The sequence below is a fragment of the Nocardioides sp. Z24_21 genome (assembly GCF_058134345.1).
This window is the reverse complement of record NZ_JBYTTH010000003.1, coordinates 209595-232798: the sequence shown is the minus strand read 5'-3', so window position 1 is coordinate 232798 and position 23204 is coordinate 209595. Positions and strand designations below refer to the sequence as shown.

19 protein-coding genes are annotated in these 23204 nt (G+C 74.3%); 13 read left to right on the top strand and 6 right to left on the bottom strand.

Features of this window, described 5'->3' with window-relative positions:
- Positions 1 to 97 precede the first annotated feature (97 nt).
- Positions 98 to 2428 carry a bifunctional metallophosphatase/5'-nucleotidase gene (locus AC3X7Z_RS12700; RefSeq protein ID WP_489976141.1) on the top strand — a complete coding sequence of 777 codons (2331 nt, stop codon included), beginning with the start codon at positions 98 to 100 and terminating at the stop codon, positions 2426 to 2428.
- Positions 2429 to 2464: 36 nt separating this feature from the next.
- Here AC3X7Z_RS12700 and AC3X7Z_RS12695 read toward each other — a convergent pair whose 3' ends face one another.
- Positions 2465 to 4231 carry a glycoside hydrolase family 15 protein gene (locus AC3X7Z_RS12695; protein ID WP_489976140.1) on the bottom strand — a complete coding sequence of 589 codons (1767 nt, stop codon included), beginning with the start codon at positions 4229 to 4231 and terminating at the stop codon, positions 2465 to 2467.
- A gap of 18 nt (positions 4232 to 4249) precedes the next feature.
- On the opposite strand from AC3X7Z_RS12695, the gene AC3X7Z_RS12690 reads away from it, so the two are divergent.
- Positions 4250 to 4738 carry a CinA family protein gene (locus AC3X7Z_RS12690; RefSeq protein WP_186341942.1) on the top strand — a complete coding sequence of 163 codons (489 nt, stop codon included), beginning with the start codon at positions 4250 to 4252 and terminating at the stop codon, positions 4736 to 4738.
- 103 nt (positions 4739 to 4841) lie between these two features.
- Entirely contained in the window at positions 4842 to 5138 is a 297-nt protein-coding gene (locus AC3X7Z_RS12685) for a helix-turn-helix domain-containing protein (protein WP_186341943.1), read from the top strand.
- Positions 5139 to 5144: 6 nt separating this feature from the next.
- On the opposite strand, the gene AC3X7Z_RS12680 is transcribed toward AC3X7Z_RS12685, so the two are convergent.
- Together AC3X7Z_RS12680 and AC3X7Z_RS12675 are read right to left on the bottom strand one after the other, a co-directional pair.
- Entirely contained in the window at positions 5145 to 5936 is a 792-nt protein-coding gene (locus AC3X7Z_RS12680) for a DNA-formamidopyrimidine glycosylase family protein (protein ID WP_489976139.1), read from the bottom strand.
- Positions 5929 to 10473 carry an ATP-dependent helicase gene (locus AC3X7Z_RS12675; protein WP_489976138.1) on the bottom strand — a complete coding sequence of 1515 codons (4545 nt, stop codon included), beginning with the start codon at positions 10471 to 10473 and terminating at the stop codon, positions 5929 to 5931. The genes AC3X7Z_RS12680 and AC3X7Z_RS12675 overlap by 8 nt, the downstream gene beginning before the upstream one ends.
- A gap of 138 nt (positions 10474 to 10611) precedes the next feature.
- Here AC3X7Z_RS12675 and AC3X7Z_RS12670 point away from each other — a divergent pair, with 138 nt between their 5' ends.
- The 10 genes from AC3X7Z_RS12670 (at position 10612) to AC3X7Z_RS12625 (ending at position 18943) form a co-directional block, all read left to right on the top strand.
- Positions 10612 to 10836 (top strand): hypothetical protein, encoded by a 225-nt coding sequence (locus tag AC3X7Z_RS12670; protein WP_186341946.1) that lies wholly within the window; start codon positions 10612 to 10614, stop codon positions 10834 to 10836.
- 66 nt (positions 10837 to 10902) lie between these two features.
- A complete protein-coding gene (locus tag AC3X7Z_RS12665) occupies positions 10903 to 11607 on the top strand; it encodes a glycoside hydrolase family 16 protein (protein WP_489976137.1) in 705 nt (234 codons plus the stop codon).
- A 73-nt stretch (positions 11608 to 11680) separates the two neighbouring features.
- Entirely contained in the window at positions 11681 to 12274 is a 594-nt protein-coding gene (locus AC3X7Z_RS12660; RefSeq protein WP_186341948.1) for a GNAT family N-acetyltransferase, read from the top strand.
- 73 nt (positions 12275 to 12347) lie between these two features.
- Positions 12348 to 12623 carry a Fe-S cluster assembly protein HesB gene (locus AC3X7Z_RS12655; protein WP_489976136.1) on the top strand — a complete coding sequence of 92 codons (276 nt, stop codon included), beginning with the start codon at positions 12348 to 12350 and terminating at the stop codon, positions 12621 to 12623.
- A 233-nt stretch (positions 12624 to 12856) separates the two neighbouring features.
- Positions 12857 to 14104 carry a sensor histidine kinase gene (locus AC3X7Z_RS12650; protein ID WP_489976135.1) on the top strand — a complete coding sequence of 416 codons (1248 nt, stop codon included), beginning with the start codon at positions 12857 to 12859 and terminating at the stop codon, positions 14102 to 14104.
- Positions 14101 to 14778 (top strand): response regulator, encoded by a 678-nt coding sequence (locus tag AC3X7Z_RS12645; RefSeq protein WP_489976134.1) that lies wholly within the window; start codon positions 14101 to 14103, stop codon positions 14776 to 14778. Before AC3X7Z_RS12650 ends, AC3X7Z_RS12645 begins: the two co-directional genes overlap by 4 nt.
- 111 nt (positions 14779 to 14889) lie before the next feature.
- Positions 14890 to 15639 carry an ABC transporter ATP-binding protein gene (locus AC3X7Z_RS12640; protein ID WP_489976133.1) on the top strand — a complete coding sequence of 250 codons (750 nt, stop codon included), beginning with the start codon at positions 14890 to 14892 and terminating at the stop codon, positions 15637 to 15639.
- Positions 15636 to 17504 (top strand): FtsX-like permease family protein, encoded by a 1869-nt coding sequence (locus AC3X7Z_RS12635; protein WP_489976132.1) that lies wholly within the window; start codon positions 15636 to 15638, stop codon positions 17502 to 17504. The genes AC3X7Z_RS12640 and AC3X7Z_RS12635 overlap by 4 nt, the downstream gene beginning before the upstream one ends.
- A gap of 195 nt (positions 17505 to 17699) precedes the next feature.
- On the top strand, positions 17700 to 18023 hold the full coding sequence (locus tag AC3X7Z_RS12630; RefSeq protein ID WP_489976131.1) for a hypothetical protein: 324 nt from the start codon (positions 17700 to 17702) through the stop codon (positions 18021 to 18023).
- 143 nt (positions 18024 to 18166) lie between these two features.
- Positions 18167 to 18943 carry an MBL fold metallo-hydrolase gene (locus tag AC3X7Z_RS12625; protein ID WP_489976130.1) on the top strand — a complete coding sequence of 259 codons (777 nt, stop codon included), beginning with the start codon at positions 18167 to 18169 and terminating at the stop codon, positions 18941 to 18943.
- Between the two features lie 210 nt (positions 18944 to 19153).
- Here the strand turns inward: AC3X7Z_RS12625 and AC3X7Z_RS12620 are convergent, their stop codons facing one another.
- The 3 genes from AC3X7Z_RS12620 to AC3X7Z_RS12610 form a co-directional block, all read right to left on the bottom strand.
- Complete coding sequence (locus AC3X7Z_RS12620; RefSeq protein WP_489976129.1) at positions 19154 to 21259, bottom strand: alkaline phosphatase family protein; 2106 nt, start codon at positions 21257 to 21259, stop codon at positions 19154 to 19156.
- 136 nt (positions 21260 to 21395) lie between these two features.
- Entirely contained in the window at positions 21396 to 22700 is a 1305-nt protein-coding gene (locus tag AC3X7Z_RS12615; protein WP_489976128.1) for an RNA polymerase sigma factor, read from the bottom strand.
- Between the two features lie 25 nt (positions 22701 to 22725).
- On the bottom strand, positions 22726 to 23088 hold the full coding sequence (locus AC3X7Z_RS12610; protein WP_241005388.1) for a YciI family protein: 363 nt from the start codon (positions 23086 to 23088) through the stop codon (positions 22726 to 22728).
- Positions 23089 to 23204 lie beyond the last annotated feature (116 nt).

Sequence of the window (23204 nt, the reverse complement as noted above, 5' to 3'; positions counted from 1 at the left end):
GGACACCCCGCACCCGCACCGACTCCCGCGCGCTGATCGACTCGTCAGGGCTAGGGTGACCCGACTCACAACCCACCGAACGAAAGGCCACACCCTCGTGCCAGCATCACGAACCGGTCGCAGACTCGCCCTCGCGACATCCCTGACGGCGCTGCTCGCAGCACCGCTCGCGGTCGTCGCCACCGCCGCCCCGGCCAACGCCGTGCCGACGGACGTCCAGATCCTCGCCACCAACGACTTCCACGGTCGACTGCTCGCCAACGGCGCCGAGGCGGGTGCCGCCCAGTTCGCCGGCGCCGTCGCCCAGCTCGAGGCCGACCACTCGGGCCCGACCGTCTTCGCCGCCGGCGGAGACCTCATCGGCGCCTCGACCTTCGACTCCTTCATCCAGAAGGACAAGCCCACCCTCGACGCCCTCAACGCGGCCGGCCTCGACGTGTCCGCGGCGGGCAACCACGAGTTCGACGGCGGCTACGCCGACCTCGTCAACCGCGTGATGGCGCCCTTCGACGCCACCGGCAACCCCTACGGCGGGGCGACGTGGCAGTACATCGCCGCCAACGTCCGCAAGAGGTCCGACAGCTCCTACGCGCTGCCCGACATCACCGCGCGTACGCCCGACCCGGCCGACGCCTCCGACGGCGGCACCTGGACCACGACCGTCGGCGGCGTGAAGGTCGGCTTCATCGGCGGCGTCACCGAGGAGCTCTCCTCGCTCGTGAGCCCCACCGGCATCGCCGACGTCAAGGTGAGCAGCATCATCGCCGAGACCAACGCCGCGGCCGACGCCCTCAAGGCGGACGGCGCCGACCTCGTCATCCTGCTCGTCCACGAGGGCGCTCCGACGACCAAGCTGGCCGACGCCCAGAGCAACGACAACGCGTTCGGCCGGATCGTCAACGGGGTCGACAACGACGTCAGCGCGATCATCTCCGGTCACACGCACCTGGCCTACAACCACACGATCAACGGTCGCCCGGTCGTCTCGGCCGGTCAGTACGGCACCAACCTCAACAAGCTGGTCTTCAGCGTCGACCCCGACACCGACGCGGTCAGCGTCGTGAGCCAGGAGGTCGTCGCTGCCGGCACGCTCGCGCTCACCGCGCAGGCCGCGATCGACCTGAAGGCCGAGGTCAAGCAGACCGTCGACGCCGCCGTCGCCCGTGGCAACGTGCTCGGCGCCGCCGAGCTCGGCTCCGTCGCGGGGGCGTTCGACCGGGCACGCCTGGCGAGCGGCACCGAGAACCGGGGCGGCGAGTCCACCCTCAGCAACCTGGTCGCCGAGGTCCAGCGCTGGGCCACGTCCACGCCCGAGGCGGGAGCGGCGCAGATCGCGTTCATGAACCCCGGCGGCCTGCGCGACGACATGCGCGGCGTGGCCGGCGGCTTCCCCGCCAAGCTGACCTACAAGCAGGCGGCCAACGTCCAGTCGTTCGCCAACACGCTGGTCAACATGAAGATGACGGGCGCGCAGATCAAGACGCTGCTCGAGCAGCAGTGGCAGACCAACCCGGGTGGCCCGGTCCCGACCCGGCCGTTCCTGCGCCTGGGCGTGTCGAAGGGCTTCTTCGCCACCTACGACCCCACCCGTGCCGAGGGTGACCGCGTCACCGGCATGTGGCTCGACGGCAAGCTGATCGAGCCCGCCACGCAGTACTCGGTGACGGCCAACTCGTTCCTCGCGGGCGGTGGCGACAACTTCCGCGCCTTCAACCAGGCCACGGCCAAGCGCGACACCGGCAAGGTCGACCTGCAGGCCATGGTCGACTACATGGCCCAGTTCGCCGCGAAGGCTCCGCTGGCCGTGAACACCAACCAGCAGCACGTCAACGTCACCTGGCCGGCAGGCGCCCCGCGCTTCTACCGGCTCGGCCAGAAGGTGGAGCTCGCGCTGTCGTCGCTCGCGATGACCGGTCCCACCGACCCCAAGGACGCCAAGCTCGACGTCAAGGTCGGCGACAAGGGGCTCGACGCGCAGGCCGTCAACAACACCCTCGGCACCGCCGTCTACGACGACTACGGCACCGCCGCGGTGTCGGTGAAGCTCAAGGGCAAGGTCAGGACCGGCAAGCAGCTGATCACCTTCACCGGCCCGACCACCGGCACGACGTTCTCGCTGCCGATCGACGTCCGCAAGGCCAAGGCCGCGCTCAAGGTCCGCACCAAGCCCGGACGCATCGTGCGCGGCGAGACCCGCACCCGGCTCAAGATCAAGACCTCCGCGCTCGGCATCGCCGGCGTCACCGGCAAGGTCGTGGTCAAGGTCGGTGGCAAGAAGTACACGGTCAAGCTCAAGAAGGGCAAGGCGTTCGTCCGCCTCGACCGGTTCGCCAAGGCCGGCAAGAAGAAGATCGTCGTGTCGTACGCCGGGAGCCGCAAGGTCCGCGGCGCCCGCGAGGTCATCACGGTCAAGGTCCGTCGCAGCTGACGGTCCACCTGTCCCGGCTCGCGGCCCTCGTCCTGCTCAGCGCAGGGCGAGGGCCGCTTGCACGAGGGTCAGGTGGCTGAAGGCCTGCGGGAAGTTGCCCGCCATCCGGCGGTGACCGACGTCGTACTCCTCCGAGAGCAGGCCCACGTCGTTGGCCAGTGCGCAGAGGCGATCCATCAGCGCGTGCGCCTCGTCGCGGCGCCCGGCGGCCGCAAGCGCGGAGACCAGCCAGAACGAGCAGGCCAGGAACGGGTTCTCGTCGCCGGGGATCCCGTCGACCCCCGTCTCGGTGCGGTAGCGCAGGAGGAGGCCGTCGACCGACAGGTCGGCGCGCACCGCGCCGATCGTGCCCAGTACGCGGGGGTCGTCACCGGGCAGGAAGCCGACCAGCGGGATCGTGAGCAGCGACGCGTCCACCTCGGTGGTGTCGTAGTGCTGGGTGAAGGTGCCGCGCTGGTGGTCGAAGCCCTTGTCGAGCACCTCCTCGCGCACCCGGTCGCGCAGCTCGCGCCACCGCTCCAGCGGGCCGTCGAGGCCGTGCCGCTCGATCGCCCGCACGCCGCGGTCGAAGGCGACCCACACCATGACGCGCGAGTGCGTGAAGTGCCGCTGGGGACCGCGGATCTCCCACAGGCCGTTGTCGGGCTCGTCCCAGTGCTCGGCGAGCTCGTCGACGAGGGCGCGCTGGAGCGCCCACGAGTTGGGCGTCTCGGGCAGGCCCGCCTCGCGGGCCAGCTCGAGCGCGATCATCACCTCGCCCAGCACGTCGTTCTGGCGCTGCGACACGGCGCCGTTGCCGATGCGCACGGGCCTGCTGTCGGCATACCCCGGCAGGTGCGGCACCTCGCGCTCGGGCAGCTGGCGGCCGCCGTCGACGGCATACATGATCTGCAGGTCGGCCGGGTCGCCGGCCACTGCCCGCAGCAGCCAGTCACGCCACTGGAGCGCCTCGTCGGGGTATCCGGCCCCGAGCAGCGACTCCAGGGTGAGGGCCGCGTCGCGCAACCAGCAGAAGCGGTAGTCCCAGTTGCGCTCGCCGCCGAAGTGCTCGGGGAGCGAGGTGGTCGGGGCGGCGACGATCCCGCCCGTCTCGTCGTGCGTCATGAGCAGCAGCGTGAGCAGGCTGCGCTGCACCAGGTCGGCGTGCGCGACGTCGCCGGGCGCGTGGTCGGACCAGGCACGCTGGTCGGCGATCGTGGCGGCGATGCGCCGATCGAAGTCCAGGGGCTCGGGCACGTCGTTCCACGAGTGCACCCAGGTGGTGGAGAACGTCACCTCGTCGCCGGCCGAGAGGTCGAACTCGTCGCTGTGGCGGCCGTCGTGGCCCCGGGGCAGGTGGGGCCCCCGGAGGACGAGCTTGTCGGGACCCGCGACCGCCACCACCAGCTCACTGCCGTGCGCGCTCTCGCGGCTCACCCACGGCCGCACCTGGCCGTAGTCGGTGCGCACCACCCAGTCGTGGCGGATCCGCACCGTGCCGCGGGTGCACGTCAGGCGGCGTACGACGTCCGCGCGGCCGTCGCGGGCCGGCATCGCGTCGAGCAGCACCACCTCGCCGTCCGCGGTGGTGAACGTCGTCTCGAGCACCGCGGTGCCGTCGACGTAGCGCCTGCTGGTGGCGACGACCTCGTCGGCCGGAGCCAGCAGCCACCGGCCGTTGTCCTCGGTGCCCAGCAGCGCCGCGAAGCACGCGGGGGAGTCGAAGCGCGGCAGGCAGAGCCAGTCGATCGAGCCGTCCTTGCCCACCAGAGCGGCCGTGCCGCGGTCGCCGATGAGTGCGTAGTCCTCGATGGGAAGTGCCATGCGGCTAGTCTCGCCGACATGTGGTCAGGGGATCGGGCAGGCGACACCGCCGCGCGCGTCCTGGCGTCCCTGGCGCGGCGCGACGAGACCCTCGCGACGGCCGAGTCGCTGACCGGCGGGCTGCTGGCGGCGCGGCTGACGGACGTGCCGGGCGCGTCACGCGGCTTCGTCGGGGGAGTGGTGTCATACGCCACGAGGGTCAAGGTCGCGACGCTCGGCATCCCCGCCGCGGTGGTCGAGGAGCACGGCGTGGTGTCCCAGGAGTGCGCGCTCGCGATGGCGAGCGGCGTGCGCGACCGCCTCGCGACCACGTGGGGCCTGGCCACCACCGGGGTCGCCGGGCCCGACGAGCAGGAGGGCCGGCCGGTCGGGACGGTCTGGGTGGCGGTGGCCGGTCCGGACGGGTCGACGGCGCGCCTGCTGGGCCTCGACGGCGACCGGGCGGCGATCCGCGAGGCCACGTGCGACGCGGTCCTGGCGCTCCTGGCGGACCAGCTGAGGTCCTGATCGGCGTCGAAGTGCGGGTAACCGGTCGGGAAGAAGGGGCCCTCGGGTAGCGTTGGGGCAGAGACTTCCTCACCCACGCAACTCCGAGAGCAAGGACTCACGCATGGTGCTCTTCCGACGACTGCTCGGCGACGTGCTCCGGCGTGCGCGGATGCAGCGCGGGATGACCCTGCGGGAGCTGTCGGCCGAGGCTCGCGTCAGCCTGGGCTACATCTCCGAGATCGAGCGGGGCCAGAAGGAGGCGTCGTCCGAGCTCCTGGCGTCGCTGTGCCAGGCGATGGACCTGCCGCTGTCGGACGTGCTGCGCGAGGTCGCCGACGCGGTCTCGATCGAGGAGGCGGCCCTCGGCATGGTCGTCAGCGCCCGCCCGGCCCGCGACGTGGTGGCCTCCGCCGCCTGACCCGGCTCATCGCGCGGGCTGGCAGCTCGGGCACCAGTAGGCGGCCCGCTCACGCCCCGGGTCGCCGAGCATCGCGACCGCGATCGGCGCGCCGCAGCGCCGACACGGCGAGCGGTCGCGCCGGTAGACCCACATCCGCTCCCGGGGACGGAGGTCGCCGGTCGTGGTCTGGATCGCCCGCTCCTTGTTGGCCTGGAGCATCTGCTGGCCGCGGCGCACGAGCCGGGGGAGCTGGTCGACCGTCGCCACGGCGTCGGCGGGGTTGACACCCATCGTGAAGCACAGCTCGGCCATGTACATGTTGCCGATGCCCGCCAGGTTGCGCTGGTCGAGCAGCGCCTCGCCGATCGCGCGAGCCGGCTGGGAGCGCAGGTTGGCCAGGGCACGGTCGACGTCCCAGTCGGGCCCGAGCAGGTCGGGGCCGAGGTGCGCCACGAGCCCGGCCTCCTGCTCGCGCGGCACCAGCTCGACGACGCCGAGCTGGAAGCCGACGGCCGTGCGGCCCGCGATGCCCAGCACCAGGCGGACCTGGGCGTCGGGACGTCGCCACCGCTCACCGGTGGGGTAGACGTGCCACGAGCCCTCCATCTTGAGGTGCGTGTGGATCGTCCAGGCGCGCTCGTGGTCGACGCGGGTGAGCAGGTGCTTGCCGCGCGACAGGGTGCGGATGACGGTGCCCTCGCGGAGGTCGACGGTGGCGAAGGCCGGCACGCGGAAGTCGGTGAGCGTGAGCCGGTGGCCCGTGAGCGCGCGGTCGAGCCTGGCCGCGGCCCGGTAGACGGTGTCGCCCTCAGGCACGCAGCCTCAACCCCTTCGGCGTCGCCACGAACCCCGCCGCCGTCAGCGCCAGCCGGATCGGGGTCTCTCCGCCGCTGCCGATGAGCGCCTGCCCGTCGGCCTTCTCCACGGTGAGCCGGCCGAGCGCGCCACGGCGGGCGGCCTCGGCCAGAGCGGCCATCGCGGGACCGAGCACGTCGAGGTCGTCGCTCCAGGTGAGCAACGTGCGGCCGCCACGCTCCACGTAGACGGTCAGCGCGCCGTCGACGAGCACGACCAGGGCGCCGGCCTTGCGGCCGGGCCGGTGCCCGGCGCGCTGGGGGTCGCCGGCGTCGGGCCACGGCAGGGCGGCGCCGTAGACGTTGGCCGGATCGGTGGCCGCGAGGGCGACGACGGTCGGCTTGGTGCCGGCCCTGGCGCTGTCGGGCTCGGCGAAGGTGCGCAGCCGGTCGATCGCGCCGGCGGTGCCGAACTGCGCGGCCCCCAGGCCCTCGACGAAGTAGCCGCGGCGGCAGCGGCCGGTGTCCTCGAAGGCGCTGAGCACCTTGTAGACACCCGCGAAGCCGCCCGCCACGCGCTCGCTGACGACGGCGCCGCGGGTGACGACGCCGTGCCGCTCGAGGAGGTGCTCGGCGCGGGCGTGCGCGCGTCGGGTCGGGTCGCCGTCGCGCTCGGGAAGCAGCGCCCAGCGGCCGGCGGTCTCGGGCGGGCCGGTGCGCACCGGCATCCGGCCCCGGGTCGTGCGCCCCATCCGCGGTGGCGTACGCCGGGTGCGGTGGGAGGGCGTGCCGCTGCGGACGAGCGCACGCAGCGGGGCGAGCGTGTCGTTGGTGACCAGGCCCTTCCACACCAGCTCCCACAGGGCGGTGCTGAGCTCGGCGTCGGTGGTGGAGCCGACCCGGTCGGCGAGCTGGCGGAAGAACCAGGCCCCTCCCGGGTCGAGCGCGTCGAGGACGGCCCGCTGGAGGCCGTCGGGCTCGTCGCCCTCGACCTCGGGCAGGGTCAGGTGCGCCTGGTCGGCGAGGTGGAGGCTGACCCAGCCGTCGCTGCCCGGCAGTGGCGCGTGGCCGGTCCAGATGACCTCTCCGGAGGCGGTGAGCTCGTCGAGCATCGACGGCTCGTAGTCGCGGACGCGGGCCGCGAGGACCAGCGGCTCGAGGGCGCTGGCGGGGACGGGACAGCCGGCCAGCTGGTCGATGGCGGCGACGACCCCGTCGACCCCGCGCAGCGAGCCGCCCACCCGCTGCCACGCGGGCAGGAAGCGGGCGACCGCGTCGTGGCCGACCGGCTCGATCTCCTGGCGCAGGCGGGCGAGCGAGCGGCGACGCAGCTTGCGCAGCACCTCGGCGTCGCACCACTCGGTGCCCGATCCCGAGGGCCGGAACTCGCCGTCGAGCACCCGCCCGCGGTGCGCGAGCCGCTGGAGGGTCTGTCGCGCGACCGCCTCGCCCAGCCCGAGCCGGGTGGCGACCTCGGCGGTGGTGAACGGGCCGTGGCTGCGGGCGTAGCGCGAGACGAGGTCGCCGAGCGGGTCGTCGGGCAGCTGGAGGAACGCCTCGGGGGTGCCGACGGGGACGGGCACGCCGAGGCCGTCGCGCAGCCGGCCGATGTCCTCGATCGCGGTCCACCGGTCCTCCCCGGCCATCCGGACCAGCGCGACCCGGCGGTCGAGGGAGGCCAGCCACGCCTCGACGTCGGCGCCGTCGACCGACCTCGCCCGGATCTCGTCGGTCGACAGCGGCCCGACCAGGCGCAGCAGGTCGGCGACGGCCTCGGCGTCGCGGGCGCGACGGTCGGGGGCGAGCCACTGGAGCTCGGACTCGACCTCGGTCAGCACCTCCGGGTCGAGCAGCTCGCGCAGCTCGGCCCGGCCGAGCAGCTCGGCCAGCAGACCCTGGTCGAGGGACAGCGCGGCGGCGCGGCGCTCGGCGATGGGGGAGTCGCCCTCGTAGACGAACTGCGCGACGTAGCCGAAGAGCAGGCTGCGGGCGAACGGGCTGGGCTGGGTGGTCGCGACGTCGAGGACGGTGACCTCGCGCCGCTGCACGCGACCCAGCAGCGTGACCAGGGCGGGCAGGTCGTAGACGTCCTGCAGGCACTCGCGCACGGCCTCCAGCACGATGGGGAACGCGGGGTAGCGGCTCGCGACCTCGAGGAGCTGGGCGCTGCGCTGGCGCTGCTGCCACAGGGGGCTGCGCCGTCCCGGGTCGCGGCGGGGGAGCAGCAGGGCGCGGGCGGCGCACTCGCGGAAGCGGCTGGCGAACAGCGCCGACCCGCCGACCTCCTGGGTGACGAGCTGCTCGATCTCCTCGGGCTCGAAGACGATGACCTCGCCGGTGGGCGGCTCGGCGTCGGTGTCGGGGATGCGGATGACGATGCCGTCGTCGGAGGCGACCGCCTGGCCGTCGATGTCGAAGCGCTCACGCAGCCGGGCGTTGATGGCCAGCGCCCAGGGGGCGTGGACCGGGGTGCCGTAGGGGGAGTGGACGACCAGGCGCCAGTCGCCGAGCTCGTCGCGGAACCGCTCGACCACGATCTGGGCGTCGTTGGGCACGACCTGCGTGGCCTCGCGCTGCTCGCCGAGGTAGGTGACGAGGTTGGTGGCCGCGTTGACGTCGAGGCCCCGTTCGCGGACACTCGCGATCGCCGCGGCCGCCGGCTTGGCGGCCAGCTCGCGGGTGAACGCGCCGACGGCCGCGCCGAGCTCGGCGGGGCGGCCGAGGGCGTCGCCCTTCCAGAACGGCAGGCGGCCCGGGATGCCGGGCGCCGGCGTCACGAGCACGCGGTCGTGGGTGATGTCCTCGATGCGCCAGCTGGTGGCGCCGAGGGCGAAGACGTCGCCCACGCGCGACTCGTAGACCATCTCCTCGTCGAGCTCGCCGACCCGGCTGGCCTTCTCGCCGACGAGGAAGACGCCGAACAGCCCGCGGTCGGGGATGGTGCCGCCGCTGGTGACGGCGAGCCGCTGGGCGCCGGGGCGTCCGCTGAGCTTGTCGGTCACCCGGTCCCACACGATGCGGGGGCGCAGCTCGGCGAACTCCTCGCTGGGGTAGCGCCCGCTCAGCAGGTCGAGGGTGGCGTCGAACGCCGAGCGGGGGAGCTGGGTGTAGGAGGCGGAGCGGGTGACGAGGGCGAACAGCTCGTCGACGTGCCACTCCTCCATCGCGAGGGCGGCGACGACCTGCTGGGCGAGGACGTCGAGGGGGTTGGTCGGCACCGCCATCCGCTCGATGGCGCCCGAGCGCATCCGCTCGACCGACACGGCGGTCTGCGCGAGGTCGCCGCGGTGCTTGGGGAACAGCACGCCGCGGCTGACCTCGCCGACCTGGTGGCCGGCGCGACCGACGCGCTGGAGCGCGCTGGCGACGCTCGGCGGGGACTCGATCTGGACGACGAGGTCGACCGATCCCATGTCGATGCCGAGCTCGAGGCTGCTGGTGGCGACCACGCAGGGCAGCCGCCCGCGCTTGAGGTCGTCCTCGATGACGGCGCGCTGCTCCTTGGAGACCGAGCCGTGGTGGGCCTTGGCGATGATCGTGCCGGCGCCGCTGCTCTGCCCCGACTGGGCCATGACCTGGGCCGGCGGTCCGTGGCCGGGAGCCTCCCGGCCGTCGGCCTCCCCGACTCCTGCGGCGGCCCGCTCGGCGCGGTCGGTGGCGATCTCGTTGAGCCGCGCGGTGAGCCGCTCGGCGAGGCGGCGCGAGTTGGCGAAGACGATCGTGGAGCGGTGCTGCTCGACGAGGTCGACGACGTGCTCCTCGACGTGCGGCCAGATGCTGCTCGAGCGACCCGGGTCGCCCGACTCCTCGTCGTACTCCTCGGGCATCGTCATGTCCTCGACCGGCACGACGACCCGCAGGTCCCACTCCTTGGTGCTCGGCGGGGCGACGATCTCGACGGGCTGGGTGCCGCCGAGGAACCGCGCCACCTCCTCCAGGGGACGCACCGTCGCGCTGAGGCCGATGCGCTGAGCGGGCCGGTCGAGCAGGGCGTCGAGGCGCTCGAGGCTGATGCCGAGGTGGGCGCCGCGCTTGGTGCCGGCGACGGCGTGGACCTCGTCGATGATCACCGTGTCGACGCCACGCAGCGTCTCGCGCGCCTGGCTGGTGAGCATCAGGAACAGCGACTCGGGCGTGGTGATCAGGATGTCGGGCGGGGTGGTGCCGAGCTTGCGCCGCTCGGCGGGGCTGGTGTCGCCGGAGCGCAGGCCGACCGTGAGGTCGGGGACCGTGGTCTCGAGCCGCTCGGCGGTGTGGCGGATGCCGGTCAGGGGAGCGCGGAGGTTGCGCTCGACGTCGACGCCGAGCGCCTTGAGCGGGGAGATGTAGAGGACGCGGGTGCGCCGGGTCTTGTCGTCGGGGCGCTCCGTGCTGAGCAGCCGGTCGATGGCGTGGAGGAACGCACTCAGCGTCTTGCCGCTGCCGGTCGGGGCGACGACGAGCGCGTGCTTGCCGGCGGCGATGGCGTCCCACGCGCCCTCCTGCGCCGGGGTCGGGCTCGCGAACGACGCCTCGAACCACGCGCGCGTGGGCGCGCTGAAACGGTCGAGGGCGGTCATGCCTGCAGTCTTGCACCGGGGTCCGACACCGGACCCGCCCCGAAGGCGGTGCGCGGCCGTCCGGCGTCGCCCCCACCAAATGGTGGATGTTCGCGCCGACAGCCGCGCGTGCGGCGTCCACGCGCGCAGAGTGGGGCCATGACGGCAGTTCTTCTCGACGAGACGGCCACGGTGGTCCGTGAGCTGGCCGTCGCTGCCGACTCGTTCGCGGCGCGGGCCGAGGAGCAGGAGGCCTGCCGCGACCGGGCGCGACCCGGCACCGCCGTCCAGCACCGCCACGCGCACTCCGCCACCCTCTGGCGTACGGCGGAGCGGTGTCTCCGGGTGCGGATCGCGGAGCTGGAGTGCTCGACGTCCGGGTGAAGCCGCAGCCGTTGCGCGCCGCTCCGCCCCGGCCCGTGAGGGCGCCGGGACCGCCATACTGGGCCGATGTGGGTCCAGGACTTCGCGGGGGCAGCGGGGCAGCGGCCCGACCCGCGGGTGTGGACCCACGACCTCGGCGGCGGAGGCTGGGGTGATCGGCAGCGACAGGTCTACACCGACGACGTGGCCAACGCCGCCCTCGACGGCGCCGGACACCTCGCGATCACGGCGCGACGCGAGCCCGACGGCACGGTCACCTCGGCGCGCCTGACGACGCGCACCGGCTTCGCCACGACGTACGGCCGGGTCGAGGCGCGCATCAAGGTGCCGGGTGGCCGCGGCACGTGGCCCGCCTTCTGGATGCTGGGCACCGACATCGACGAGGTCGGCTGGCCCGGGTGTGGCGAGATCGACGTCATGGAGCACGTCGGAGCCGATCCCGGGCGCGCGCACGGCACGGTCCACGGCCCGGGCTTCAGCGGGATCGGCGGGGGCATCGGCTCGGCGATGGACGCAGGCACGGACCTGTCCGAGGACTTCCACGACTACGCCGTCGTCTGGGACCGGTCCGGGATCACGTGGCGCCTCGACGGCCGGGAGCACCACCGGGTGGCGCCGGCCGACGTCCCCGGCCCCTGGCCGTTCGACCATGCCTTCTTCCTCCTCGTCAACCTGGCGATCGGGGGCGACTGGCCCGGCCACGACACCGACGCCCCGGAGCTCCCTGCGGTGCTCCTGGTCGACCGGATCCGCGTCGAGGCGCTCCCCTAGGGTCTCGTCGCCGGCGCCCGCCCTGTCTCCGATCCGTCCCGCGCACGGGCCCGGCCGGTCGTAGGGTCGGCCCATGCCCGACTTCACCTGGCTCCCGGCCAACCGCGCGACGGCTGAGGACGTCGAGGCGGTGTTCGCCACCGGGGGAGCTCACAAGTGCCGTTGCCAGGCCATGAAGGTGCCGGGCTGGATCTGGCGCGACACCACCCAGGAGCAGAGGGACACCGCGCTGGTCGAGCAGACCGCCTGCGGCACCGCCGGTCCGACGTCCGGGCTGATCGGGTACGTCGACGGCGAGCCGGCCGGGTGGGTGGCGGTGGAGCCGCGGGAGAACTACCCCCGGCTGTGGAGCCGCAAGCAGGCCTGGATGCGGATGGACCCCGACCTCGAGGGGGTCTGGTCGGTCACCTGCTTCGTCGTGCGCAAGGGCTGGCGACGTGCGGGACTGACCTACGAGCTCGCCGCTGCCACCGTGGCGTACGGCGAGCAGGCCGGCGCCCGCGTCCTGGAGGGCTACCCGATCGACCCCCCGGCGGGAAAGACCGTGATCTGGGACGAGGCCTCGGTGGGCCTGGTGCAGGTCTTCCTCGAGGCCGGCTACGAGGTGGTGGCCTCGCCCACCCTGCGGCGGCGCGTGGTGCGGCGGGTGCTCGACAGCGCCTCGTGACCTGCCGGTTTGCCTGACCGGCACGTGCGAGCAAGGGTGGAGCAGACACATTCTCCCTACGGAAGGAGAGCCCGTGCTTGCTCTCACCGAGAACGTGACCGACATCGTCAAGAGGCTCGCCGAGGAGGTGCCGGAGATCTCCGCGCTCCGCATCGCCACCGAGGCGGACGGGCAGTCCCTGTCCGTGAGCCCTGCCGACCACGCGGAGGCCGACGACTTGGTCGTCGAGCAGGACCGAGCCACGATCTACGTCGACGGGCCGGCGTCGGAGTTCCTCGCCGACAAGGTGCTGGACGGAGGCGTGGACGAGGAGGGCAACATCCAGTTCGCGCTCGGCCAGCAGGCCTGACCCACCCGGCCGGCACCCGGCCGACACCAGAACCGACGGAGTCCTGGGCCCATGGGGGCTCAGGACTCCGTTGTCTCCGGCGGCCGCCCGCCTCGTCCCGTTTCGGGGTAGTGAGGGACGGTCTGGTCGGAAATCGGCCCCCGGACCACCCGTTCCGTCCCTCACTACCCGGGCGGACGGGGCGAGGAGGGCGGTCCGGTCCGGGGGGTGCCGCACTGGGTAGGCTCGCCGCTGTGGCAAGTCAGCTCCGTCCCGTGACGGTGGTCGGTGCGTGGGCCGTGGCGCTGGTCCTCCTCGCCGGTGTCGGGGTGGTGGGGGCCTCGTCGCCCCGCGCGCTGGACGGGCAGTCGGCACCGACGCTCGCCACCCTCGTCGTGGGGCTGGTCGCCATCACCGCCCAGGCCGCCGTGCTGCTCCGGGGCCTGGTCCAACGGCGTACGTCGGCGGCGGTGGCGCTCCTCGCGGTCTCCGCGATCGTGCCGCTGGCGGCAGCCGCGGGGCTGGGGGTGGCTACCGGCGTCACCACGGTCGCGGCGCTCGTGGCGGCGTACGCCGTGGTGCTCACGACCGCGTGGGGGCGGGCCGTGCCGGTGCTGGCGGGAGCGGGCATCCTGCTCGCCCTCGGGGAGGTCGTGCGCGCGAGCCGCGACGAGGGACTCACGACGGGATCGGTGGGTCTGGCGGTGGCGCAGGGCGCGGGGACGGTGGCGCTCGCCGCGGTGGTCGGGGCGGTCGTCGTCGCGCGCCGCGACGCCGTCGTGGCCCGCGCCGCGCAGGCCCGGGCCCAAGCGGGCGAGCAGGCCGCGCTCACCCAGGCCGCGGTCGCCCGGCAACGCACGGCGATGGCGCGCGAGCTGCACGACATCGCGGCGCACCACCTCTCGGGCATCGCGGTGATGACCGCCGCGCTCGACCGGCAGATCGACACCGACCCGGCCGGGGCCAAGGTGGCGGTGCGCCAGGTCCGGCAGCAGAGCACGGCGATGCTCAAGGACCTGCGCCAGCTCGTGGCGCTGCTGCGCGACGACGACGGCGGCACCGGCGAGGGCGCGCGGGAGGTGGAGCCGGAGACCCTGGACGGCGTGGTGCGCCTGGTGCGCGACGCGCGCGCCGCCGGTCGCGACGTCACCCTCACCGTGCTGGGCGCGGCGACGGACCGCCTCGCCGAGCTGGACGTCGGGCCGCTGGCCCAGCTGGCGGCGCACCGCACGGTGCAGGAGGCGCTGGCCAACGCGGCGCGCCACGCGCCGGCCGCCGCGTGCGAGGTCGTCGTCGACGCCCGCGCCCCGGCCGCGCTCGTCCTCACCGTCCGCAACGTCGCGCCCTCCTCGGCGCCGCTGCCCGGTGGTGGTGGGGGGTTCGGCATCCTCGGGATGCGCGAGCGGGCCGAGCTCACCGGGTCCGACCTCGTCACCGGCCCGACGCCCGACGGCGGCTTCGTGGTCACCCTGACCGTGCCGCGCGAGGAGGAGGACCGGTGAGCGACGCCGTGATCCGCGTGGTGGTCGCCGACGACCAGCCGCTCGTACGCGCCGGGCTGACGACGATGATCGGCGCCGAGCCCGACCTCGAGGTGGTGGCCGCGGTGGCCGACGGCCGGGCGGCCGTCGACGCCGCGCGGTCCCTCGCCGCCGACGTGGTCTGCATGGACCTCCGGATGCCTGGGACCGACGGCATCACCGCGACGGCCGAGCTGTGCGGCCCGGACGTGGCCGACCCGATCCCGGTGCTGGTCATCACGACGTTCGACGTCGACGACTACCTGTTCGGTGCGCTCGAGGCGGGCGCCTCGGGGTTCCTGCTCAAGGACGCCGAGCCGGAGACCGTCGTCGACGCCGTCCGCGCGGTCGCCGGCGGGCACGGCACGCTCGACAACAGCCTCACCCGACGGGTCGTGGCCGAGATGGTCACCCGGCGACGCACCCAGCCGGTCGTCGCCGCCCGTGCCACCGACCTGCTGACCCCGCGCGAGCTCGACATCCTGCTGCTCCTGGCGCAGGGGATGTCGAACGACGAGGTCGCCCGCACGCTGGTGGTGGAGACCTCGACGGTGAAGTCGCACCTCGCCCGGATGCTGCCCAAGCTGGGCGTGAAGTCGCGGCTGCAGGCGGTCGTGTGGGCCTATCAGAACGGTGTGGTCGAGGTCGACGGCTGAGGCTTGCACCCAAAGGTGCAAGCCCGGAAGTTGCATCCTGCGCGGCTCGTGGCCGCGCGGTGTTGTTCCTAGCGTGGTGGTCACCACCCACCGCACCGATGGAGCACCGCCATGACCGTCACGACACCCCCACGCACGGGGACCGCGATCGAGCTGCACGACCTGCACAAGAGCTACGACAGCGGTCCCGAACCGACCCCGGCCCTCCGCGGCATCTCCCTCACGCTGAAGGCGGGATCGCTCACCGCGATCGTCGGCCAGTCGGGCTCCGGCAAGTCGACGCTGCTCAACTGCGCCGCCGGGCTCGACCGCCCCACGAGCGGGAGCGTCGTCGTCGGCGGGCACGACATCAGCACCCTGTCGGACGACGCGCTGACCCGGTTCCGCCGCGAGCACGTCGGCTTCGTCTTCCAGTCCTACAACCTGGTCGGCCACCTGAGCGTACGGGACAACCTCGAGCTGCCCCTCCTGCTCGCGGGCCGCCGGCCCGACCCGGCGTGGACCGACCACCTCCTCGCCCGCACCGACCTCGGGCGGCTGCTCGAGCGCCGGCCCGGCGAGCTCTCTGGAGGCCAGGCCCAGCGCGTGGCGATCGCCCGCGCCCTGATCACCCGCCCGACCGTCGTCTTCGCCGACGAGCCGACCGGAGCGCTGGACTCGGCGACCGGCGCGGCCGTGCTGGAGCTGCTGAGCAGCACGGCGCGCGACCTCGAGCAGACCGTCGTGGTCGTCACCCACGACAGCCGGGTGGCGGCGAGCGCCGAGCAGGTCCTCGTGCTGGCCGACGGCCTGGTCGTCGACGCGCTCGTCGCGCCGAGTGCCGAGCAGGTCAACGCCCGCGTGCTGGAGACGAGCCGATGAGCGCGCTGCGGCTGGCCGCCTCGGGCGCCCGCGCCGACCTGCCCGGCTCGATCGGGACCGGACTGGTCGTCGGGCTCGCGTCGGCCCTCGTGACCGTCACCGGAGTGCTCATCGAGTCGGGGCTGCGGCTGCCCGGCCCCGAGGGCGGCATGCTGGTCGCCCTCGGCACGTCGTTCGCCGGCACCGCGCTCGTCCTCGTCGTCCTCGTCGTCGCCGCCACGACGACCCTGGCGCTGCGCAGACGGCGACACGAGTTCGCCCTGCTGCGCGTCGTCGGCGCCACCCGCGGCCAGGTGCGCCGCCAGGTGTCCACCGAGCTGCTGCTGCTCAGCGCGGTCGCCGCGCCGCTCGGCGCGGTCCCCGGGATGTTCCTCGCCCGCTGGCTGGACCAGGCGCTGCGGGACGCGGGACTCGTCGACGCCGGGTACACCTCGAGCCTCTCGCCGCTCCCCGTCCTCGCGGCCGTCCTCGTCGTCGTCCCGACCGCGCTGCTGGCCGGACGGCTCGCCGCACGCGAGACCCTGCGCACGGCGCCCACCACGGCCGTACGCGACAGCGCGGCGGACTCGCGCCGGGTCGGCCCGGTGCGCCGGGTCGCCGCGGTCGTGACCGCCGTCGGAGGGCTGTCCGCCGCGCTGACGCCGGCCGTGCTGCCCGGCGCCATGGGCGGCGCCCTCGCCGCCAGCTCGGCGTTCCTGCTGATCGGTGCCGCCGCGCTGGCCGGCCCGCTGCTGGTCGAGTGGACCTTCGGCCGCGCCGCGGCCGTGTCGGGCGGTCGCGGCAGCGCCAGCACCCGACTGGCCGTCGGCAACCTGCACGGATTCTCGCGCCGCCTCACCGCCGTGGTCGTCCCGCTGGCGCTCGTCGTGGCGGTCGGCACCACGCAGACCACGGTCGACCGAGCCCTTCAGGAGGCCGCGACCCGGCAGCTCGGGGACGCCATCGGCACCAGCATGGTGGCGACGTCCGACCGGGGCCTGGACGCCGACCGGCTCGCGCGCCTCGCCGGCGCCCCCGGCGTCACGGGCGTCGTCCCCCTCGCGGGCGCCCCGGCCGAGGTCCGCGTCGACGACGAAGGACCCGAGGCGCTCGCCTGGGAGGCGACCCGGCTGCTGGTCGTGCCGCCGGACGTCGAGCGCGCCGTGCTGGACCCCGGCGTCGTGAGCGGGGACCTCGCCGACCTGGCCGAGCCGGGCACCGTGGCCGTCAGCTCCGACAGCTCGTTCGAGACGAGCACCGGCGTGGGCGACACGCTCCGGGTCCGGTCGGACGGTCGCGAGACGGACCTGCGCGTGGTGGCGGTGTACGACCGCGGGCTCGGGCTTGGACCCCACATCGTCGGTCCGGCCACGCCGGCCGGGCTCGGCGTGGACGCGACGACCGACCTGGCGCTGGTGTCCGCGGACGCGGCCGTGCGCGTCGACGGTGTCGAGGTCGTGCCGACCGCACGCCACGTGGCCACGGCCGCCAGTGCCGACGCGGGCGCCCAGCGCCTCTCGACGCTCCTCACCCTGATGCTGCTCCTCTTCGTGGGGCTCGGCTCGCTCAACGCCCTGGTGCTGCTCACGGCCGGCCGCGGCGGGGAGTTCCGCCTGCTGCACCGCACCGGCGCGACGCCGCGGCAGCTGCTCGCGATGACCGGCGCCGAGTCGGTGCTCACCGGGCTGGCGGCGTGGGTCATCGGCACCGTGTCCGTCCTGCCCGCCGTGCTCGGCACGAGCGTCGGGCTCGTCGGCTGGGGAGTCCCCGTCGTCGACCTCCCGGCCTACCTCGCGCTGAGCGCGGGTGTCGTCGCCCTGGCCGTCGTCGCCACCCTCGTCACGGCCGGGCGGACCGTGGGCACCTCGACCCGTCCGGCGCGCTGAGGGCGCCGCACGGATCGCGTCACCACGGCACGGTCCCGGCCTCGTCGCGCTATGACGCCGCTGGGCCCCGACGTGGGGGCGTCGCGAGCCCGAGCGGGCCGCGGCGCCCTGCTCGGGCGTACGCCCCCGGCGGCCGTCGGGTCGGTGGCGGCGATTCCGTCCGCCCGTGCGTCTTGCTTCCCCTACGGTGCTGCCATGGGGGACACCACCACGCCACGAATCGATGCCGAGCCGTACGCCGGCCACGCCTACGTGCTGCCCGCGAAGCGCCTCGCCAACGCGATCGGGACCGCCAAGATCCTGTTCATCGCGATGGCGGTCCTGGGCGCCGTCCTCAACCTCGGGTCGGACGCCGCGCCGGTGCTGGTCCTGTGGGCCTTCGTCGCCGTGGTGTCGATCTACGTCACGTTCGGTTGGCTGGAGGAGACGCTCCGACTGCTCGTCGGCATCGCCCACAACACGGCCGGGACCGCTGCACTCGACGCGGCAGGTGACCGTTCGGGCGACGTCGTCGACTGACCGGCCGCGGCTCGCGGGCGTGTGGCAGGTCGGGTCGCGCTGGTCGCCGAACGACGCGGGACGTCATGAGGATCCGCGGTTCGGACGGCTGAGTCCCATGACGTCGTACGCGGGCCCGCCGGGCGAGGGCTAGTCTCGATGAGGTGCGCGCGTCCGGCGACCGGCTGAGGCTCACGTGGTTGGGCCACTCGACGGTGGTGATCGACCTCGCGGGCTGCCGGCTGCTGACCGACCCCCTGCTGCGCACCCACAACAACGTGCTCCGCCGCAGGGCCGTGCCGCCGAGTCGCGAGCAGTGGGCGGACCCCGACGCGGTGCTGCTCTCCCACCTGCACCTCGACCACGCCGAGGTCCGGTCGCTGCGGATGGTGGCGGGAGTGCCCGTCCTGACCGGCAGCCGCAACGCGGCCTGGCTGCGAGGCAAGGGCCTGCTCGGCCAGGGCGCGGAGGACTGGACCGACGTCGGCCCCGTCCGGGTGCGGCTGGTGCCCGCCGTCCACCACGGCCGCCCGATGCCGCACCGTCCCAACCAGGCGCACGGGCACCTGGTGCGCTCGGACGCGACCACGCTGTGGGTGGCGGGGGACACCGCCTGGTACGACGGGATGGCCGACCTGCCCGCGCTGGCCGGCGCCGAGCGGGTGGACGTGGCGATCGTGCCGATCGGCGGGTGGGGCCCGCGGCTGTCGGCCAACCACATGGGACCGGCGCAGGCGGCGCGGGCGTGCGCCGCGACCGGGGCGCGCTACGCCCTGCCGGTGCACTGGGGCACCCTGCACGCCCCGCTGATGACGACCTTCGGCGACTGGTTCGAACGCCCCCTCGCCGCCTTCGAGGCCGAGGTCGCGGCCACGGCGCCGGACTGCCGGGTGATCACCGTCGAGCACGGGGAGACCTGGTCCCCCGCGGGCGACACCTGACCCGGGCGTACGTCTCGCTCGTCGGGTCGGGTCCGGGGCGGGTCGGGCGCTGCCGGAGCCGGGCGCTGCCGGAGCCGGGCGCTGTCGGAGCCGGGCGCTGTCGGAGCCGGGCGCTGTCGGAGCCGGGCGCTGTCGGAGCCGGGCGCTGTCGGAGTCCCCGCTCGAGCGGGGACTCCGACACCTGGAGGCCGTTGCAACCCCCTCCAGGTGTCAGACTTCCCCGCCAAGTACGCCTTCGCCGCCGGGTACGGCCGGGTGCGGCGGCCCGGACTCGAGGCGCTGGCCGGACTGCCGGAGGAACCCCAGGAGGACCTGGTGGAGCTGCTCGGCGCCCTCGACGCGCTCCGGCACGGAGGCGGCGAGGTCCTGCGGCGCGAGCAGGACCGCACTGTCCTGCCATCCGCCCAGGCCGCCGTGCGCACCGACCAGCTCCTCGAACGCCGCGATGTCGAGGGTGTGGTCGTCCACCGAGCTGTTGACGTAGAGGTCGGGGGCCCGCGGGTCGAGCACCGCCCGCAGCAGCACCCGCCGGGCGTGCTCGCCGAACCGGGCCAACGGGTCGGTGCCGGTGACGGCGCCCGAGGCCAGGTCGACCCGGCCGCCGTCGCCGTGGGCCCAGGGGACCCCGTGGTCGTCGATCCCGGCGATGAACCCCACGCCCGGGTGCTCGCTCAGTCCGGGGAGCAGGCGCGGCCAGCGAGCCGTGAGCGCGTCCAGGCTCTGACGGGTCGGGCCCGGCACGTAGAACAGTCCCAGGTTGCCCGAGCCCAGGACCACGGGCCGGGTGGTCGGGCGGTCCGGAGCACGGCTGCCGTCGCGGTCCTCGCCCTCCCTCTCGACCCGGCGTCGGGCCGGAGCCGTGAGCCGGCCCGCGACGCCCTCCTCACCGATGTCCTGCACCAGCGCGTGGGCCCTGCCCCAGCCCTCGTCGGTCTCCTCGAAGTCGTGGACGTCCTCGCCCATCAGCCGGGTGCAGAGGGTCGGCAGGTCCACGCCGTGGCGGTCGGCGAACGGCTGGCCCTGGGCCTGGCCGTGGTCGGAGACGACGACCAGGCGGTAGCGGCGGGCGGCGTGCGCGGCGAGCAGCTCCAGGTTGCCCAGCACCCGGTCGAGGCCCTCGAGGGCGTCCAGGGACTCGTGCCGGAAGAGACCGGCGTGGTGCGCGACCTCGTCGTAGTCGACGTAGTCGACGTAGATCACCTTGCGCCCCGCCTGCATCTCCTCGGCGATCAGCGCGGTGTTGAGGTCGCGCAGCAGGCCGTTGGTGACGGACCGGAGCAGCGCGAAGGTCCAGCTCCTGGGGACGCGGGGCACCAGGTCGTGCCGCACCTGGGCGCGCGCCTGCCAGCGCTCCTTCGCCACCTGGCCGAGCGTGCGGGTGAGGCTCCGGGAGAAGCCCGTGGGGGTGAGCATGAACCACGCCAACGCCCTCCTGGTCTGGGCCGAGCCGACCCGGGGGCTGGCCCGGCTCATCGTCAGCAGCGCGTTGTCCGCGTCGCCGGAGAAGAGGTTGGAGATCGAGACGCCGTCCTCGCAGAGCAGGCCGCGGCCGTCGCTCGCGCGCTCCTCGATGATGCGCGCGTCGCCGGGGTGGTTGGCGACCAGGACGCGGCCGAGCTCGCGGTCGTACCACCGGAAGCCCGGGATGCCGGCGACGGTGCCGTGCAGCAGGCCGAGCTGGCTGGCCGGGGTGGTGCACGGCAGCTGGGGGGTCCACTCGCGGAGCTGGTAGGCGCCCGTGGTCACCCACCGGCGGATCGTCGGCACCCCGCCGGCCTGGACGGCCCAGCGCAGCACCGGGAACGGCACCCCGTCGAGCTGGACGACGACCAGGCCGTCGACCTCCGGGTCGGTCGGCCGCACCGGCCGGCCCCGACGGGCGAGGGCGGTGGTGAGCGACTCGTCGGTGCCGGCGGTCAGGACGTAGGCCGCGATCGTCGCGCCGGCGGCGGACACCCAGCTCGCCCAGAAGGCGGCCGGCCAGGTCGCGGTGATCCCCGGGACGAGGAGGATCGCGACGTGCAGCACCACCCCCTGGGCGCAGAAGGCCAGCGGGAGCACCGTCAGCCAGCCGAGGCGGACGCCGACCTCCACCAGCAGCGGACGCACCAGCGAGCCGACGACACCGCTGACCGCCGCGACCGCCGCCAGGCTCCCGAGTGAGGAGGCCTCGAGGTCGGGGAGCAGCGCGTCAGCCAGCCACAGGAGGAGGGTGGAGACCAGCCAGGTGGCCAGCAGCCGCGCGAGGTCGGCGAGGACGAACCGGCCTCGGCCTCGTCGGCGCGCGCGTCGGGAGACCGGTGCGTCGCTCGTCATGGCGCCTCCCACCCGGATCGTCCGAACGCCCGATCGTCCGAACGCCCGATCGTCCGAACGCCCGATCGTCCGAACGCCGGGTCGTCCCATCATGTCCCGGTGGGCGCTCCAGCGGAACGCCCTCGCCGGGCCGGGGTCACTCGGCGGAGCGTGCCTCGTTGCCCGCGGCCCGCCGCAGCAGCACCCGGCGCTCACCCTCGTTGCGGGTCAGCGAGGCCGCCCGGGTGAACGCCTCGGCCGCCTCGGCGTGCCGCCCGGCCAGCTCGAGCAGGTCGCCCCGCACGCTCGGCAGGAGCGGTGAGGCGCCCAGCGCCGACGGGTCGACGGCGGCCAGCACCGCCAGCCCGGCCGCGGGGCCGTGGGCCCGTCCGTGGGCGACGGCCCGGTTGACCTCGACGACCGGTCCGGGCGCCGCCTGTGCCAGGACGTCGTACAACGCCGCGATCCTGGTCCAGTCGGTGTCCTCGGCCCGCGCGGCGCTCGCGTGCTCGGCGGCGATGGAGGCCTGCAGGAAGTAGCGGCCGACCGGCGCGCCGCCGGCGGCCAGGCGGGAGGCGGCGCGCAGGGCGGCGAGCCCGCGCCGCACCATCAGCTGGTCCCACTGCGTGCGGTCCTGGTCGTCGAGCAGCACGGGCGTGCCGTCGGGGGAGAGGCGGGCGGCCGTGCGCGACCCCTGCAGCTCCAGCAGCGCCTGGAGGCCCAGCACCTCGGGCTCGTCGGGGGCGAGGTCGGCGAGCATCCGGGCCAGCCGGGTGGCCTCGGCCGCCAGGTCGGGGCGCATCCAGTCGCTGCCGGCGGTGGCGGTGTAGCCCTCGTTGAAGATCAGGTAGACCACGGCCATCACGTCGTCGAGTCGCGCCGTCCGCTCGGCGCCGGTGGGCAGCTCGAGCTCGGCGCCGGCCTCGGCGAGCGTCCGCTTGGCGCGCGAGATCCGCTGGCCCAGCGTCGACTCGCTGGTGAGGAAGCCGCGGGCGATCTCGGCCGTGGTGAGCCCGCCCACCAGGCGCAGGGTGAGGGCGGCACGCGACTCGGGCGTCAACGAGGGGTGGCAGGAGAGGAAGACCAGCCGCAGGACGTCGTCCTCGATGTGGTCGACCTGGTCGTCGAGGTCGGGCACCTGTGCCTCCTCCCCGCCCCGCGCGTGCTCGAGCTCGGCGACCTTGCGCCGCAGCGTGTCGGCACGCCGGAAGTGGTCGACGCCGCGGCGCTTCGCCGTCGTCATCAGCCACGCCGACGGGTTGTCCGGGACGCCGGACACCGGCCACTGCTCCAGCGCGGCCACGAGCGCGTCCTGCGCGAGGTCCTCGGCGAGGTCGACGTCGCGCGTCATCCGGGTGAGGGCGCCGACGAGGCGGGCCGACTCGGCCCGCCACGTGGCGATCACGACCCCTTCCGGCCCCGGGGGCCCCGAGGGGTCGTCGTACGTCGTCCCTGCCGGCACGCGGCCAGCGTAGTGCGGTCCCGACTCAGTCGCCGGGGGCCTCAGGGCCCTCCGACACCTGGCGCAGGGTGGCCACGACGGTGGCGTCCGGCCAGTGCTTGGCGTGCAGCTCGGCGAAGAGGCGCTGGTCGGCGACGGCCTCCTCGAGGCTGGCGTACTCCATCAGCGACCAGCCGCCGACCACCTCCTTGCCCTCGGCGTAGGGCCCGTCGACGCGGGTCACCTCGCCCGAGCGGACGACGAAGTTGACGGCGTCCTCCGTGCCGTAGAGCCCGCCCCCGTCGAGGAACGAGCCGTTGGCGGCCCGCTCGCCGATGAAGACGTCCATCGCGTCGAACAACGACTGCGGCGGCATGTCGATGTTCTCCTCCATCCTGACGAATCCCATGAAACGCGGCATCGTGATCGCTCCTCCTGTGTGCGGGTCGGTGTGTTCTCGCACGTACGTCGAACGGGCGCGACGCGCTTCGACATCGGTGTCCCACATCTTTCCGCCGGCCCGCC

Coding starts and splice junctions, on each gene's coding strand:
- AC3X7Z_RS12675 (WP_489976138.1), bottom strand. CDS start 10,473: ATGACCGCCCTCGACCGTTTCAGCGCGCCCACGCGCGCGTGGTTCGAG.
- AC3X7Z_RS12690 (WP_186341942.1), top strand. CDS start 4,250: ATGTGGTCAGGGGATCGGGCAGGCGACACCGCCGCGCGCGTCCTGGCG.
- AC3X7Z_RS12670 (WP_186341946.1), top strand. CDS start 10,612: ATGACGGCAGTTCTTCTCGACGAGACGGCCACGGTGGTCCGTGAGCTG.
- AC3X7Z_RS12630 (WP_489976131.1), top strand. CDS start 17,700: ATGGGGGACACCACCACGCCACGAATCGATGCCGAGCCGTACGCCGGC.
- AC3X7Z_RS12660 (WP_186341948.1), top strand. CDS start 11,681: ATGCCCGACTTCACCTGGCTCCCGGCCAACCGCGCGACGGCTGAGGAC.
- AC3X7Z_RS12665 (WP_489976137.1), top strand. CDS start 10,903: ATGTGGGTCCAGGACTTCGCGGGGGCAGCGGGGCAGCGGCCCGACCCG.
- AC3X7Z_RS12610 (WP_241005388.1), bottom strand. CDS start 23,088: ATGGGATTCGTCAGGATGGAGGAGAACATCGACATGCCGCCGCAGTCG.
- AC3X7Z_RS12620 (WP_489976129.1), bottom strand. CDS start 21,259: ATGACGAGCGACGCACCGGTCTCCCGACGCGCGCGCCGACGAGGCCGA.
- AC3X7Z_RS12695 (WP_489976140.1), bottom strand. CDS start 4,231: ATGGCACTTCCCATCGAGGACTACGCACTCATCGGCGACCGCGGCACG.
- AC3X7Z_RS12685 (WP_186341943.1), top strand. CDS start 4,842: ATGGTGCTCTTCCGACGACTGCTCGGCGACGTGCTCCGGCGTGCGCGG.
- AC3X7Z_RS12635 (WP_489976132.1), top strand. CDS start 15,636: ATGAGCGCGCTGCGGCTGGCCGCCTCGGGCGCCCGCGCCGACCTGCCC.
- AC3X7Z_RS12640 (WP_489976133.1), top strand. CDS start 14,890: ATGACCGTCACGACACCCCCACGCACGGGGACCGCGATCGAGCTGCAC.